This is a genomic window from Ohtaekwangia kribbensis (assembly GCF_042676245.1).
Taxonomy (GTDB): domain Bacteria; phylum Bacteroidota; class Bacteroidia; order Cytophagales; family Cyclobacteriaceae; genus Ohtaekwangia; species Ohtaekwangia kribbensis.
In genome coordinates, this window is the sequence record NZ_JBHTKA010000014.1 from 1 (window position 1) to 15,974 (window position 15,974).

12 protein-coding genes are annotated in these 15,974 nt (G+C 42.6%); 6 read left to right on the forward strand and 6 right to left on the reverse strand.

The window, feature by feature from the left end; genetic code table 11:
* Positions 1–383: 383 nt before the first annotated feature.
* The 4 genes from ACFQ21_RS25850 to ACFQ21_RS25865 form a co-directional block, all read right to left on the reverse strand.
* Complete coding sequence (locus ACFQ21_RS25850) at positions 384–2,450, reverse strand: tetratricopeptide repeat-containing sensor histidine kinase (RefSeq protein ID WP_377584431.1); 2,067 nt, start codon at positions 2,448–2,450, stop codon at positions 384–386.
* Positions 2,451–2,528: 78 nt separating this feature from the next.
* The gene (locus ACFQ21_RS25855; RefSeq protein ID WP_377584433.1) at positions 2,529–3,824 is read right to left on the reverse strand and encodes an MFS transporter; all 1,296 of its coding nucleotides are present in this window, start codon (positions 3,822–3,824) and stop codon (positions 2,529–2,531) included.
* Entirely contained in the window at positions 3,821–3,991 is a 171-nt protein-coding gene (locus ACFQ21_RS25860; RefSeq protein ID WP_377584436.1) for a PLD nuclease N-terminal domain-containing protein, read from the reverse strand. The genes ACFQ21_RS25855 and ACFQ21_RS25860 overlap by 4 nt, the downstream gene beginning before the upstream one ends.
* 13 nt (positions 3,992–4,004) lie before the next feature.
* Positions 4,005–4,952: an OmpA family protein gene (locus tag ACFQ21_RS25865; protein WP_377584438.1), complete on the reverse strand. Its 948-nt coding sequence runs from the start codon at positions 4,950–4,952 to the stop codon at positions 4,005–4,007.
* A 199-nt stretch (positions 4,953–5,151) separates the two neighbouring features.
* On the opposite strand from ACFQ21_RS25865, the gene ACFQ21_RS25870 reads away from it, so the two are divergent.
* The 5 genes from ACFQ21_RS25870 to bioA all read left to right on the forward strand — a co-directional run bounded on the left by ACFQ21_RS25870 (position 5,152) and on the right by bioA (position 10,331).
* The gene (locus tag ACFQ21_RS25870) at positions 5,152–6,252 is read left to right on the forward strand and encodes a hypothetical protein (protein ID WP_377584441.1); all 1,101 of its coding nucleotides are present in this window, start codon (positions 5,152–5,154) and stop codon (positions 6,250–6,252) included.
* A 115-nt stretch (positions 6,253–6,367) separates the two neighbouring features.
* Positions 6,368–7,234: an SDR family oxidoreductase gene (locus ACFQ21_RS25875; RefSeq protein ID WP_377584954.1), complete on the forward strand. Its 867-nt coding sequence runs from the start codon at positions 6,368–6,370 to the stop codon at positions 7,232–7,234.
* 58 nt (positions 7,235–7,292) lie between these two features.
* Complete coding sequence (locus ACFQ21_RS25880; RefSeq protein WP_377584444.1) at positions 7,293–8,429, forward strand: aminotransferase class I/II-fold pyridoxal phosphate-dependent enzyme; 1,137 nt, start codon at positions 7,293–7,295, stop codon at positions 8,427–8,429.
* A 23-nt stretch (positions 8,430–8,452) separates the two neighbouring features.
* Entirely contained in the window at positions 8,453–9,061 is a 609-nt protein-coding gene (bioD, locus tag ACFQ21_RS25885) for a dethiobiotin synthase (protein ID WP_377584447.1), read from the forward strand.
* Positions 9,054–10,331 (forward strand): adenosylmethionine--8-amino-7-oxononanoate transaminase, encoded by a 1,278-nt coding sequence (gene bioA, locus ACFQ21_RS25890; RefSeq protein ID WP_377584450.1) that lies wholly within the window; start codon positions 9,054–9,056, stop codon positions 10,329–10,331. Before bioD ends, bioA begins: the two co-directional genes overlap by 8 nt.
* Positions 10,332–10,337: 6 nt before the next feature.
* On the opposite strand, the gene ygiD is transcribed toward bioA, so the two are convergent.
* Positions 10,338–11,168, reverse strand: coding sequence for a 4,5-DOPA-extradiol-dioxygenase (gene ygiD, locus ACFQ21_RS25895; protein WP_377584452.1), 831 nt, complete (start codon positions 11,166–11,168; stop codon positions 10,338–10,340).
* Positions 11,169–11,323: 155 nt separating this feature from the next.
* Here ygiD and ACFQ21_RS25900 point away from each other — a divergent pair, with 155 nt between their 5' ends.
* Entirely contained in the window at positions 11,324–14,035 is a 2,712-nt protein-coding gene (locus ACFQ21_RS25900; protein ID WP_377584455.1) for a vWA domain-containing protein, read from the forward strand.
* A 96-nt stretch (positions 14,036–14,131) separates the two neighbouring features.
* On the opposite strand, the gene glgP is transcribed toward ACFQ21_RS25900, so the two are convergent.
* A complete protein-coding gene (gene glgP / locus ACFQ21_RS25905) occupies positions 14,132–15,781 on the reverse strand; it encodes an alpha-glucan family phosphorylase (protein ID WP_377584458.1) in 1,650 nt (549 codons plus the stop codon).
* Positions 15,782–15,974: the final 193 nt, after the last annotated feature.

Below are 15,974 nucleotides of genomic sequence, written 5' to 3' on the forward strand. Positions count from 1 at the left end.
GCTGATGGTACTGGGATAATACCTGGGAGAGTAAGTCGTTGCCTTTCTTTTAACACAAGCCTTTGATAGAAATATCAAAGGCTTTTTTGTTTTATGGGCCTTCCAAAACTCTAAGTATAGATACCTATCTCCGGAGATAACTCCTTATCCTCCACGAGAAATCTACCGAAAACAACAAGACAAAGAATACTCGTAAGTGAGAATAATAATAATAATACAACTCACGCTCCTCTGAAAAATCAACCAATAAGAATAGTTTAAAGAACTAGCTCTAATGCGAGCTCCACAAAACTCTACTGAATAACCGAATCGGTAATGGTTAGCGTAGAACCGTTTAAGATAGTATGGCCACTATATTTAGAGTGATTAATTAGTCATCGGGATTACTTACCCGGAAACCGAATTATAAACTCACTACCCTTTCCTTGTTCAGATATCAATTCAATTTTTCCTTTGAGACGATCAACAAGAGTTTTTACAATGGCGAGTCCTAAACCGTTGGAGGTTTCGCCTGCAGTTGGGCGGGCACTTAGTTTTTTGAATTTCTGAAATAGATGTGTCTTGTCACTTTCTGAAAAACCGGGGCCGTGATCTTTCACCGAGATCCAGAAATCAGAAGATGAATGGCCGGCAGAAACCTCAATCGAAGAATTCTTTTTAGAAAACTTAATAGCGTTTGAAATAAGATTGTCTACAATCCGGTTAAGGTAATCTTTATCGATTCGAACTTCATCGTTGTTAATCTTAGTGATGTGCAGATGTATATTCTTAGATTCAGCAGACGGACCAAAAGCATCAATCTTCTCTAATAAGAACTGACTGATGTCAAAATTTGAAAAATTAGGAGCCGCGTTTTCTTCTAGCATGTGTACATCAAGCAGATCTTTAATTAGGTCAAGACCAGCCTGTGTTGCATCCTTTGTCATTTGAAGATATACTTTTTGTTCGTCTGGTAACTTGCCTTCCAGTTCCATCAGATCAGCTATACCCTTTATTCTGTTAAGGGGAGATTTCAGATCGTGGGCAACAATACTCATCAGGGTATCTTTTTCGTGGTTGAGATCTGATAACTCCTGATTTCTGCGGAACAGATTTTCGTTTTGCTGAATGATCTCTTCGCGTTGGTTCGCTATAAATTGATTTTGCTGTCCGAGTTTCTCGTTAATTTCTCTTCGCTTTTTGTCATTACGCCATTGTACAAAACCAAGTATACTGCCAAAAACAATTACCACGATGAGAATTATATTCTGAAGCTTTTGTTGCTTGATAATCGCCTCACTTTTTTCATCATTCGCTTTGAGTAATTGATTTTCCTGTTCCTTTCGTTGAATCTCAATTTCAAATTGAAGACGCTCCACTTGTCGGGTGAGGTCAAGGTCCTTGATGGAGTCTTTTAGTATAAGATATTGATTGTGGTGTTGAAGGCTGCTCACCTTGTCGTGTTGCTGTTCTGATAATCTCCATAACCAATAGTAAGCATCCATCTTGGAGGAGAGATCATTTGACTGAGCGGCCATGGTGAGCGCGATGTTTAAATACTTTTTAGCTTCACCAAGTTCTCCCTTTGTAAACTTGATTTGTCCGAGCATGAGATAGGCCTGGGGAAGCATGCGCACAGCATTCTTTTTAAGCATCACATTTAGTCCTTCAAGACATATAGCCTCTGCCTCCTGCAACAATCCTTTACTTAAATAACTATCGGCTATATAGGTCTTGATGTCTGCAAGGTTTATTTCATCGTGGATGATGCGACCCGCAGAGTCTGCCAGATGGAGATAGTGAAGGGCTTTATCGTGCTCGTTGGTTTCCTGAAACAATCGTCCTAACTGAGCAAGTGCTGACATAATATCGCGCGTGTTTCCTAGCGATAATCTGATGTTATAGGCTTTCTTGAAATTACTCTCTGCCTTCGCGTGATCGTGCTGAAGTTTATACAAGGCCGCAAGACTCTGGTAAGTATAGGCCAAACCAGAGAGATCATTGACTGCCTCAAACAACGATAACGCACGAATAAAATGTTCATACGATCGGGAGAGTAATCCCTGTTCAAAGAAAAGACGTCCTAAGTTATTATGAGTATGTGCGATCTGTGATGAATCTTTTTGTGCAGTCGATACCCGCAGAGCCTCATCATACTTTTCGAAAGCTGTTATGCGATTACCTTTGTAGTTATAGGCAACGCCCATAAAGTTTAGTGGTTCAGCAAGGCCCTTGCTAAGATTTAGTTTCTTGCCAAGTGCTACAGCTTTTTGCGAATAGTAAATTGTACTGTCGGGATTAGCCCAGCGATGCTCCCAGGCTAAGTCGCTAAGCAATTCGAATTTACGCTGGTCTTCTGTCGGATGGGACTTAATACTTTTGTGAAGGCTATCGATTAACTGAACATTTTGAGAAAAAGAAAACGTACCGCAGAATAGCAGGAACGAGAGGATAATAAATTTTTTGTTCACTACGGGTCGGGGTCTTTTACAAATAGAAAGATTGGAATAAACTTACTATTTCCCAAACGCAAAGTGAAACCAGATAGGTTAATCTTCTTCTACAAAATTCATATCGCGGCCATACGTTTCGTCAATGAAACGCAACGCTACCAGGGCAATCACTACGGTAGTAACGCCCACGATCAGCGCACCATAAATCATACCTGTACTCTTGGCAGCGGCATCACCTAACGATGGCCTATAGTAGGCATGGAGATTATCGCGCAGAAATTTAAATAGCAACGTAAGAGGAATAACCGTTCCCCTTATAAAGTTCGGAACAGAAGTAGCGACTGTCGATCGAAGATTAGTACCAAACTGCTCTGCAGCAATGGTAACAAACAATGCCCAGTAGCCTATACCAACACCCAGTATAAAACATGTCACATAAAAGAAATTTGCATCTCTAACAGGTGTGAACAAATAGAACACGATAAAGCAAAGCGTAAGCAGTATAAATATGAATACAATCTTCTTTCGCGATTTGAATATCTGGCTCGAGAAACCACTGGCAAGATCGCCAACCGCAAGCCCTATGTAACTATACATAATGGCATTACCAGGAGTAATTTTTCCATCGATGGAAAGCGCTGTCGCAAATTCAGTAGAGAATGTTACCAGTATGCCGATAACATACCAGATGGGTAAACCTATAAATATACACCCGAGAAACTTGATGAGCCTGCTTCGTTTGGTGAACAACTGAAAGAAATTACCACGGGCTATATTTTGCTGTTTTGATTCAATGAATATACGCGATTCGAAAACACTCACGCGGGCGATCAGTAACAACAGTCCCATACCACCACCCACGAAGTATGATATCTGCCACGACTCAAAGGATGATGAGACAAATTTAGTCTGCGATACCAGGTTGCCCACCACAGCGCCCATCAGTCCTACCGTTGCAATGATGGTGGTGCCATAACCTCTCAGGTTTGGTGGCAGCGATTCTGATACAAGCGTAACACCTGCACCCAACTCACCCGCTAGTCCTATACCTGCTATAAAGCGCAGTATTACATATTGATCTACGGAAGTAACAAAACCGTTGGCAATATTGGCAAGTGAGTATAGCAGTATAGAACCGAATAATACAGACAACCTTCCGCGTTTATCGCCCATAATTCCCCAAATGATACCACCGACCAACAGGCCTGCCATCTGGATGCGAAGAAGATGCTCACCCTGATCGAACAACTGATCTTCCGGAACTCCCAATGAAATGAGACTCGGTCTTCTTACAATGCTGAAAAGAAGCAGATCATATATATCTACAAAATATCCTAAAGCTGCGACAACAACAGGCAGACTCCAGAGTGGCTTGAACTTGCTTTCGCTCATAACTTATTCTTTCCTATAAAATAATATAAGATAGGTCCGAGTACAGGTAGAAATACTACTGCAATAATCCAGAGAATCTTCTTTTCAGTTTCCTTGTTGCTGCGAAGTATATCTACAATCACCAATATATCAATGATCAGAATGAGGAGTGATATGAATCTTCCCATAGTATATATAGTATCAGTTGGTTTCTAATATTCTGAAAAGTTCATCGAGGTCAGGCGTAATAATAATCTCTGTCCTGCGATTCTTCTGTTTGTTTTGCTCGGTATCATTTGCTGACAATGGAACAAATTCACCTCGACCTGACGCAGTAACCTGCTTGGGAGATACACCTGCTTTTGTCAGGATCTTTGTGATGGATGTAGCACGCATCACGCTAAGGTCCCAGTTATCTTGCATATACTGCGACTTCTTCGAGATCGGTACATTGTCTGTATGCCCTTCCACCATGATGTTAATGTCCTTCTGATCTTTTATAGCTTTGGCCAGTTGCTGCAGTGCGGTAACGCCTTTTGCATCTACCTCTATACTACCGGAACCAAAAAGCAATTGCTCGGCAAGCGATACATATACTTTTCCGTTCTTCACTTTCACCGTAATGTCGTTCTCTTTGAAATTCAGCAGGGCATTGCTGATCTTGTTTTTCAAGTCCTGTACAAATTTATCTTTGTTGGCCAGCACCTGTTCAAGCTCCTGTACTTTCTTTTCGCGTTCAGCAAGACTATTGCTCAGCGAGTCATTCTCACGTTTGGTTTTATCAAGATGCTGCTGTATAGCCTGCAGTTGTTCTTGTTGCTGCACAAGATCGCGCGTTTGCTTACCGCTGCTGGAGAGTAAATTTTTATAGTTGTTGTTTAATTGATTGTGCTCCTTCTCAAGCCTTGCCAGTTGCTGACTTTTACTTCTCTTCTCCGTTCCAAGCTTGGTTGTATCTTCTTTCAGTTTTTTTAATTGTGCTGAAAGAGAATCAAGATCGTTGTTTGCTTTATTCAGTTGGGCCGATCGGTCGGCAAGGTCAGCTTCGGTTCTTATTTTCTGTGCCAGCAGTTCATCATACTTTTTTTTGCTGACAATACAGGATGAAAAAATGAGGGTGATAAAAAATGCGAATAATGCTTGCTTCATAGGTTAAGACTGCGTTCAAAAAATAGTGACCCAAATTAATAATTATTATTCACTTCCAACCATCCTTATAGTCTTTGTGTCTAATGCACGAACTGAAATAATTCAGTTTCTTTTGAAACCCGCCTGAACCGTTTTTCCGTAAAAGGAGCTATTGAATTTTTTTAACCTATAGAAAACATTTTTCTAAAATAAAACCCTTATGATTATTACAAAAAGACTGCTCTCCCTCGCAGCCCTTGCTGCCGTTATCGGATTTACTTCGTGTGATAGTGATGACGATGATCAAAAAGACAGCACACAGCTTTCGAAGACGGAAGCAAAAGCTAAAATCTCTTCGTTCAATTCAAATGCAAAAACAGATTTACAGGATCTTTCCGATGCCGATGGATTAAAGGCAATTAAAGATCTTTTTGATTTGGTAGAAACGGATGATCCCTTTGGCCGCGTAGGTGCCGATCGAAAGAAACTCCGTCATTTCTTTCAGCAAAAAGGTAAAGACCTCAAGAGTATATTTACTAAAAATACAGCCGGCCGTACAGCCGAAGAGTCTTTTAATTTCGAAGCAAACCTTGGTGTATATGCATGGAACCCCGAGCTTGGCGAAGCAGGTGAGTTTGAGTATATCAGCGATGCTGAAGTAATTGAGATTCAATTCCCGACGGAAGGTTCAGCCACCAATGATGCTAAGCTTACGCTGACAGACTATAGCGAAATAGAATTCTATGATGAAGAGTTTGAAGAAACATACTACGAGCCAACGTTATTGAATGCTTCGCTGCATGTAGACCAGGTTAAAGTAGCATCTATATACCTGGAAGCTGAATGGAACCAGGATGGTTTCCCGCTGGCAGCATCGCTAATGATCCAGGTGGCTCCTTACAAACTCAACATCGAGTTTGACGACAGCTCCACTACATCATCATACATAAACATTTCACTCTTGCAAAATCAGGAAACGTTAATAGCCACCGCAGCAACTGTAAAGTATAAAGATGCTTCAAAAGCAGAAGGAAGTCTTTCGAGCATTGAAGGATATGTGCAGATTGAAAATCTGAAAGTACAGGGCACCATAAACGGTGATGCACTGAACGAACAGGAAGTTAACTGGAACGATGCTATAAAGCTTGCGCTGTATGATGGCGATAAAAAGTTAGGTGACATTGTTCATGTTGATGAAGACGGAGCCTATGTAGCTTACTTGCAGTATGCTGATGGTTCGAAAGAAAAACTGGAAACTGTGCTTCAGCCTGTTGTAGATGAAATTGAAAATCTCAAGCAGGACCTGGAAATCAACAGCTGATATATAGTTTATAAGGTTTATGAGAAAGGGCTGCATTTGCAGCCTTTTTTTATTTCTTTTATCGCACAACTATAGGAAAGATGTTCTTATTCGTTACTTTCAATGAATTAAAAATCTGAATAACATGGAAGGAATGTTAAAACCCGGAAGCTTAAAAGATAAAACTATTATTGTTACCGGTGGTGGTACCGGACTTGGTCGTTCTATGGGAAAGTACTTCCTGGAACTGGGCGCAAACCTGGTGATCACCAGCCGTAAAAAAGATGTGCTCGATAAAGCTGCCGATGAGTTGATGAAAGAAACAGGCGGCAAAGTATTGGCAGTAGCCTGTGATGTGCGCAAGTATGAAGAGATCGATAATGTTATTAAAACAACCGAAGCCACCTTTGGACAGATACACGGAGTGCTCAATAATGCAGCCGGTAATTTTATAAGTCCTACCGAGCGACTTTCGCATCGTGCGTTTGATATAGTAGTAGATATAGTATTGAAAGGTACATATTATACAACGCTCGCAGCCGGCAAGAACTGGATCGCTAAACAACAACCCGGAGTTTTCCTAAATATAGTTACTACCTATGCATGGACAGGCTCAGGGTATGTAGTGCCTTCTGCATGTGGTAAGGCTGGTGTGCTGGCACTGACTCGTTCACTGGCAGTAGAGTGGGCTAAATATAAAATCAGAAGTAATGCTATAGCTCCGGGACCTTTTCCAACAGAAGGTGCATGGAGTCGTTTATTACCCGGAGAGCTTGTACAAAAATTTGATCCGGCGCAACGCGTGCCGCTAAAGCGTGTCGGTGAACATCAGGAGCTGGCTAATCTTGCCGGGTATTTAATGTCTGATTATTCTGCCTATGTAAACGGTGAAGTTATCACGATTGATGGTGGTGAATGGCTGCGAAATGGTGGCGAGTTCAGTCACCTCGAAATGGTGCCCGATCCGATGTGGGACATGCTTGAGAAGATGCGCGGCAAATAATATATACCTTAGCGGGATTACTGCGTATACCTTGATCAAAGATTTATATTTTTGAGGCATGGATGAATTCAGAAAGCAGTTGCAGGTGCGATTGGACACGCGCGAGCAGGAGGGACTACTTCGTACATTAAAGTATACATCTGCACGGGTTGATTTTACGTCCAACGATTACCTCGGGCTGGCCCGTTCGCAGTCGTTGTTCGATCAGATTCATCATGCCCTCGATTCATTCACAACAAAAAGCAATGGTGCTACCGGCTCACGCCTGCTGGCCGGCAATACAGAATACTATGAATCGGTAGAAGCGAAGCTTGCTGATATTTTTAAAGTAGAAGCTTCGCTGATTCTCAATTCAGGTTATGCAGCAAACCTCGCAGTACTCTCTTCGTTGCCACAACGAAATGATACGATCCTGTACGATGAACTGGCGCACGCCTGCATCAAAGATGGTGCACGCTTAAGTCTGGCAAAACGTTTCAGCTTTCGGCACAATGATCTCGAAGATCTCGAAGCAAAACTGAAACGGGCAGAAGGAACTATATATATAGCGGTTGAATCCGTTTATTCCATGGATGGAGATCAGTGTCCATTGCAGGCATTGGTTACACTGGCCGAAAAGTATAATGCCTTTATCATCCTGGATGAAGCCCATAGCACCGGTGTTTACGGTGAGCGCGGAAGCGGACTTGCTGTTTCTGAAAATCTGCACAACCGGATTGCTGTTCGGGTATATACTTTCGGGAAAGCTATGGGTATACATGGTGCCTGTATAGCAGGAAGTAAGGAGCTAAGAAATTACCTGATAAACTTTGCCAGACCTTTTATTTATACCACAGCCCTGCCGTTGCACAGCGTAGTAGCGATAGAATGTGCTTTTAATTACCTGCAGGAAAATATATACCTGCAGCAGCAGTTGCAGAAGAACATCCATGCGTATCGCCATGCTGTTCAGTACTTACCCAATAAAACGGTTAGCCATAGTTCCATCCAGACAGCGATATTTCCGGGTAACGATCATTCAAAAAAGGTTGCAACAGAATTACAGCAGAAAGGTTTTGATGTACGCCCTATACTTTCGCCAACGGTTCCGAAAGGTTCTGAGCGCCTTCGCATTTGTTTACATACGTTCAACACGCAACCTGAAATCGAAGCACTGACCGGTGCGTTGAAATCGCTTCATGCTCTAGCGCATTAAAATTTCCTTGTTAACTTTCGCACATGAATTACTTTGTCACGGGTATTGATACCGACAGTGGAAAAACATTGGTGTCTGCTATACTTTGCGAGGCATTGAAGGCCGATTACTGGAAACCTGTGCAAGCGGGATTTCCGCGGGATGCTGATACCGTAAAGAGTCTCACAAGCGAATCTGTAAAAATATTTCCGGAGGCCTATACATTAAATACACCTGCATCGCCACATGCAGCTGCTGCCATCGATGGCGTTACCATTGAACTTGCAAAGTTTGTAGCGCCTGATACACAAAATGATTTGGTGATAGAAGGTGCCGGTGGTTGCCTGGTACCGTTGAACGACACAAATTTTGTTATTGATATAGCGCCCGAAGTTGCCGATGCCGTTATACTGGTAGCCGATCTATACCTCGGCAGTATCAATCACACTTTGTTAACCGTAGAGGCATTGCAAAAAAGAGAGCTTCCTGTAAAAGGAATAATCTTCAATGGAAAATCAAATCCGGAGAGTGAACGAATCATTCTGCATCACTCCGGCCTGCCGTGCCTCCTGCGAATAACACCGGAAGAAACAATCAATCATGAAACCGTAAAGCGTTACGCTGAACGCTTAAAAGAAAATTGGAATGCATAATACTTTAGCTGAACTCGATAAGAAAAACATATGGCATCCATTCACTCCGTTGCAAGGTGCACCTGATCCTATATTTATAAAGTCTGCCGAAGGCGTTTACCTGCATACCGATGATGGTCGTAAAATTTTGGATGCTGTATCATCGTGGTGGGTAAATCTGCACGGGCACAGTAATGCATATATAGCCGATGCTATAGCGGCACAGGCCCGCTCGCTGGAGCATGTTATCTTTGCAGGATTTACACACGAGCCTGCTATACGTCTTTCGAAAAACCTGTTGTCCATATTACCGAAGAATCAATCGCGGATTTTCTTTTCTGATAATGGAAGCACAGCCGTAGAGGTCGCACTGAAGATGGCGATGCAATACTGGCACAACGAAGATATTGAAAAGACAAAGATCATTGCCATTGAAGGTGCATACCATGGAGATACATTCGGAGCAATGTCTGTCGGTGAGAGAGGCATCTTTACCGATCCCTTTAAACCCTATTTGTTTGAGACAGTATTCATCGATTTCCCGAATGGCAGTGACGAAGATATACTCCAGCAGTTCAGAGATATAGCGGAACAAGGGGATGTAGCCGCTTTTATATACGAACCGTTGGTGCAAGGAGCAGGCGGTATGCGCATGTACGCTCCGGCTGTATTGAATGGTTTACTGGAGATTGCTGAAGAGTACGATATACTTTGTATAGCCGATGAAGTGTTTACCGGCTTTGGTCGCACCGGTAAATTATTTGCTTCTGATTACTGCACGATTAAACCGGATATCATCGCGGTGTCCAAAGGTATAACAGGAGGAACGATGCCCTTGGGAGTAACTGCATGCTCTGACAAAGTTTTGGCAGCATACCAGTCTGATGATTTTCTAAAGACATTCTTTCATGGACACTCGTATACGGCTAACCCGATTGCCTGTGCTGCTGCCAATGCAAGTTTCGACCTGTTGATGAATGAGACTTGCCAGCAAAATATTATCCGCATTTCGAACGAACATTTAAAATTCAGTGCGTCTATCGTAGGTCATAGGCGTGTGGGCACCGTGCGATCACTCGGAACTATACTGGCGCTCGAGATAAAAACGAACACTATAACTTCGTATGATAACGAGATCCGAAAGAAGATATACCCGTACTTCCTTGACAAGAATATACTGTTGAGACCCCTGGGAAATGTGATTTATATACTTCCTCCTTACGTCATCACGAACGAACAACTGGCAGAGATATATACGGCTATTCGCGAATTCCTGGATCAACTGAGTTGATGCTATTTATTGAGCATCGATGCGTACAGATGTCATGGAGATTGATCCCATCACCAGTTTGTCATTAAAGATAGAGATATTTTCATGGTTGTTGACCAAACCTAAAATATATAGTAAAGGTATATAGTGCTCGGGCGTTGGTATGGATAGTTTACCAGCCTGCCCGAGACCTTCATAATGGATGAGCGATTTATGATCGCCCGATAAAATTGATTTCTTGAATGTCTCATTAATATCAATAGCCCAATCGTAACCGGAGTCAATACGGTGCCAATCCATGATACGCAGGTTATGCACCATGTTTCCACTGCCGATAATTAGCACACCCTTTTTACGAAGAGCTTCCAGCTCATGTGCCAGTTCATAATGATACTGTGTCCCTTTGCCATAATCAATGCTGAGTTGCAGTACCGGTATAGCTGCTTCCGGGTACATGCGTTTTACGATGGACCATGTTCCGTGATCAAGGCCCCATTCGTGATCAAGGCCCACAGAAGTTTTATGAATTAACGAAGCTATTTCTTTTGCCAATGCAGGATTGCCGGGAGCCGGATATTGTACATCAAACAACGCCTGCGGAAAGCCTCCAAAATCATGAATGGTTTGTGGATGTTCCATCGCAGTGATGTGCGTTCCGCGGGTGAGCCAATGTGCCGAGATACAAAGTACAGCCGTTGGTAAAGGAATCTCTTTGCCGAGCTGCTCCCATTTTATACTGAACTCATTGTCTTCAATACCATTCATAGGAGAGCCGTGTCCTATAAATAACAATGGCATGGTATGCTCGTGACTGGATAATGTATCGGTAAATTTTTGAAACGCTTTAGCAGAACTCATAATAGAAACATTCACTTGGTTAACGTGTTTAACCATTCATAAAGTTCAAAAGCTACAATGTTGATTTCTTCGGATGAAAAATCTGCCGAAGGTATCGCATCAGGAGAACCTGACCGATTCTGTTTCGTATTACTAATTTTTAGTAAGTTCGAACTATGCGATTTGTATACCTGCTTATTCTTTTACCTTTTCTTTCTGCCGCACAGCCCATAACAGCCGTTCAGCAAAAAGCATTGAATGCCTATGTCGATTACGCCAATCAATCGGCTGATGAAGTAACGAACGTGGTAAAAAGCATCATTCAATACTATCCTTCTATCCGTCAGAAAAGCTCATGGGGATCACCTCGCTATACCTGTCCCGTACAATTGGATGATTATTATTTTAATAATGCCGTTGCGCTAAACAAGAATTTAAGTGCGGCTATCTCCGGTAATCTTTTACCGAAGCTAAAGGAGTTGCGCGCTTCGGCAGAAAAGATTGATGCGCAGTGCAAGGCACTCGATACCTATCATAAGCTGGAAGATTACAAGCAGGATAATTTTGCCAAAGCAGAACAATTGATCAACGATTTGCCTGCATTACTGAACGAGTATCAGAAAAAACAAAATATACTAAAAGATGCATTGGATGCTATACAAAAGAAAGGTATAGCAACAGCATCCGCAGCCTATCGCAATGCCGATGCCTTTATGCGCGGAGAAATTGAACGTGAACGAAACTTTCTGGGTGCGTGGGCATTCAATCTGAAACAGGATATACACACCGGCTGGCCGGTTGACAAGCTCGAGCAAAGTATATTAGATACGGATAGGCAAGCTGCAGCCATGCTTACTTCGAAGCCTGCACTGAAATACCCGGCATCGAGTATGTGGTCTTCGTTCCAGGAGAATCTGTTGCAGATACTGGAAATAAAACGCAGGGCGTTGAATGAGTATAATTTTGAAGCGAAGAAATCGGACAAACACGGTAACGATGTATACCTCGAACTGATCAATTACCTGAACGGTACGCTGGTAGCAGATTACAACAGCTTTATACAATTTGCCATGGGGGATAACTACAATGGCGTAAAAGCTCTAAAGTATTTTCCACGTATTGATATTCGCACACAGCCTGCGTCTACAGCAGTAGTTGTAAAACCATTTGACGATGTACCACATGCGCCTATAGCAATAGCAACGCAGAAAACGGCTTTACCGAAAGCGCAGTACAATGCATTGGTAAATTACGTTACCTATATAAACGAAACCTGGCGGCAGACACGCAACCTGCAATCTATACTGGAGAATTTCAATTCAAGCGCTGCTTATTTCAGAACACTGGATTCATACGAACGCCACGGAGCATTGCATTTCGACTATGCCAATTATCAGATACCGAAGGCAGAATATCAGAAGACAATTGCTGATAGTAGAATTCTTCAATCCGCTATCGCGAAATCATTGAACGATCAGGCTACGATAATCCAAAGTATTTTAAAAGAGCTGGATGATCTCAGTGCTTCCATCGCGATTGAGGTGAGTGAAAAACAATATGAAAAGGATCGCCTTGCTAACATTTATAAAATGCTGGAAAGACAGAAGGTGTTGTTTCAGGAATGGGACAATCGCAAGGAACAACTCTACACCGATGTGCGTAAAGTATTTGATGCTTACCCGGCATCAGCAACAAACTCATGGTATATATCGGGAAAAGCACTCCGTAATTTAGCAGACCTGGATCGTGAGGCGTTGTTCAAAGCCAAGGCATACTATACCGGTGATACAACGATGAAGATTTCCACCACTGCCATTGATGAAAACATTCGTGATGTTATTGCGCGTGAATATGATAACATGAAGGGCATTCAAAAAATAGGTCGCAATAATGGTTTGTGTCCTTATACTCCTTATGAAGATTTACCGGAAACATCAAAGTCATTTAGCGAAGAGCTTCGGAAACTCCGGCCGGCCGGTAACAAGTCACGCTACGATCATCCGTATTACAAATTGATTTATCATTACAACGATATTGTAGACGATTATAACAAGTTTTGTGAGCTCTCCACACAGGTGCAGCATCTGCCAACGGTGCATCAGCCGGAGTTATTTATTCTGAAATATCCTGAGGCAAAAAATGGAACAGCTGCAACCAAAACACCGGCCAGTAACCCGCCCGTTGTAAAGGCATCCGAAAATCAGGTAACAAAAAATGAAAATACACAGCAGGGCAGTACGCGTCCTTCGTCATCCGTGAAAGTACTTCACGATACGGTATATATCGAGAAGCGCGACACAGTATACCTGTCTGATGCCGGTGAAGATATTCGCTCGATGGAAGGTTATGCTACCAACAACATGGTGCTGTTGCTGGATGTATCAGGCTCGATGAATGCGGCTGAAAAACTGCCACTGCTGAAAAACTCCATCATCAGCCTGCTTTCGATGATGCGTCCGGAAGACAGGATCTCCATCATCGCTTTTTCTGATAAACCCAAAGTATTGCTGGAATCAGCATCGTTTAAAGATGAAGACAAAATCAACAAGGCAATCAACAGTCTCAAATCATCCGGTAAAACAGATGGCAATGCCGGCATAAAACTGGCCTATAAAACTGCTGACGAGAACTATATACGCGGGGGAAACAATCGTATAGTACTTGCTACCGATGGCGAGTTCGCTACGAGTGATGAGACACTGCAGCTGATCTCAAAGTTTTCCAAAGAAGATATATTCTTATCCATCTTCAACTTTGGCAAAGGTGTTGGTGCCTCTAAAGCACTGCAACAACTTACCACACTTGGAAATGGAAACTATGCGCAGATTTCGAAAGAGAATGTAGATATGAAGTTGATCCGCGAAGCGAAAGCGAAGAAGAAGAAGTAAGTGTTTAGGCAGGTAGGTTGGTGGGGATTTTAAAAAAACATCCCGGGCGGTGGCGCGGGATGTTTGAGAATTAGATCACTTAATTTATAGTCTGAATTACTTGTATAGTTTGGTGTAGTACTCGTCTGCCATTCGGCCGGAGTCAAAGTATGGTACTACGTCCTTCATACTGCTCTTTACGATGCTTTGCCATTTTTCAGGATTCTCGTAGTATAGCGGTATGATTTCATTCTCCAGCAAATCGAGTAGAGCTTGTGCTTCGATCTTGTCTTTTGATTCCTGGGTTAATTGATCATTGGCTGTATCAATGATAAATGAATTTTTGCCGTGCTTGGCAAATTCAGGAACCCATCCATCCGGAATTGATAAGTTTACTGAAGCATTCATCGCGGCAGTCATACCAGACGTACCGGAGGCTTCATGATATAGTCTTGGATTGTTCAGCCACAGGTCCGATCCTTTTTTAAGATGACCGGACAGCCACAGTTCGTATCCTGTTACAACAGTACAGTTCGGTAAATCTTTAGTCTTCCAGTATATCTCGTTGAAGATGTTGATCGCACCATAATCTTCCGGATACGGTTTACCAGCCCAGATGATTTGCACCGGGTACTTGCTATTCTGTGCTATGCGCAGAAAACGGTTATAGTCTGTCAACAATAGATTAGCTCTTTTATACGCTGCAAAACGTCTTGCCCAAACAATGGTGAGTACATTTTCATTGAACAGCTTACCGGTCTGGTTCGCTACCGTGCGGAAGAGTTTATACTTCAATTCTTTTTTACGGGCAACAAGCGCTTGGTCATCACCCTCGTTCAGTGCCTGTGCAAGTTCTTCATCCTGCCAGTATTTTTTATTCTGCGCATTGGTAATCGCAGTAATCTCACATATACCCTTATAGTCGCCCCACATTTTTCTGGACACCTCACCATGCAACTGAGAAACTCCGTTCGCACGTCTGGCAAAGCGGAGCGCTGTAAGAGTATAATTCAATACTCCGTTCTCAGGGTGTACATATTCTTCAACCTGTTTTGCTGTAAAGCCATTGAAGAAACTCATGCTGTTTAGCAGTGGTACACTATGTTCTTCGTTGCCTGCTTTTTCAGGCGTATGCGTGGTGAATGCAACTCGCTTCTTAACTTCATCCATGCTTCTATACTTGTCGAGTAAATAGAAACACATCGGTAGCGCATGCCCTTCGTTCATGTGGTATATCTCGGTTTCGCGTCCGAGTATATCCAGAAGCTTGGCACCACCTATGCCTAACAGGATAGACTGCGCGATACGCGTTGTCTCATTCGGGTCATAGAGCCGGTGGCTGATGGTCTGGGCGAGGTAATCATTCTCCTGTATGTCCGTTGTAAGCAGGAATAACGGAGCGGTGTGAAAAACATCCGGCTTCAGCAGGTAAGCTTTTACAAACACGCGGGCTCCATGAATGGTAATTGGAAATACAATATTCGTATCGGTTAGAAACGAGTAGTCCTTATCACGGAAGTTTACATGAAGGGTTTGGTCCTGGTTACGTTCCTGGTCGTAGTATCCCTTCTTCCAAAGAATACCTATACCAATCATGTTTTGCTTCAGTTCATAGGCGCTGCGCAAGTGCGATCCTGCCAGGAAGCCAAGACCTCCGCTATAAATTTTCAACGGCTGGTCAACAGCAAATTCCATGGAGAAATACGCTACAGGCTTTGAATATTTTTTATCGAATTGATAAGGGAACAGTTCATTTAATCGGATCATACTATATAATGCTTGATGCTATTTTGGGGTAAACAGCTACAAACTAATAAAAGAGATTGGATACAGATTAATGAATGTGGATAAAGAACTTACAAGGGTTTGTTGCAAACGTTTGTAGTTTGGTTGATCAAAATCACGGAAGGGCTTCGATTGGCAATTACTTTCGGTTATAAATCGTAGAATATAATGCACA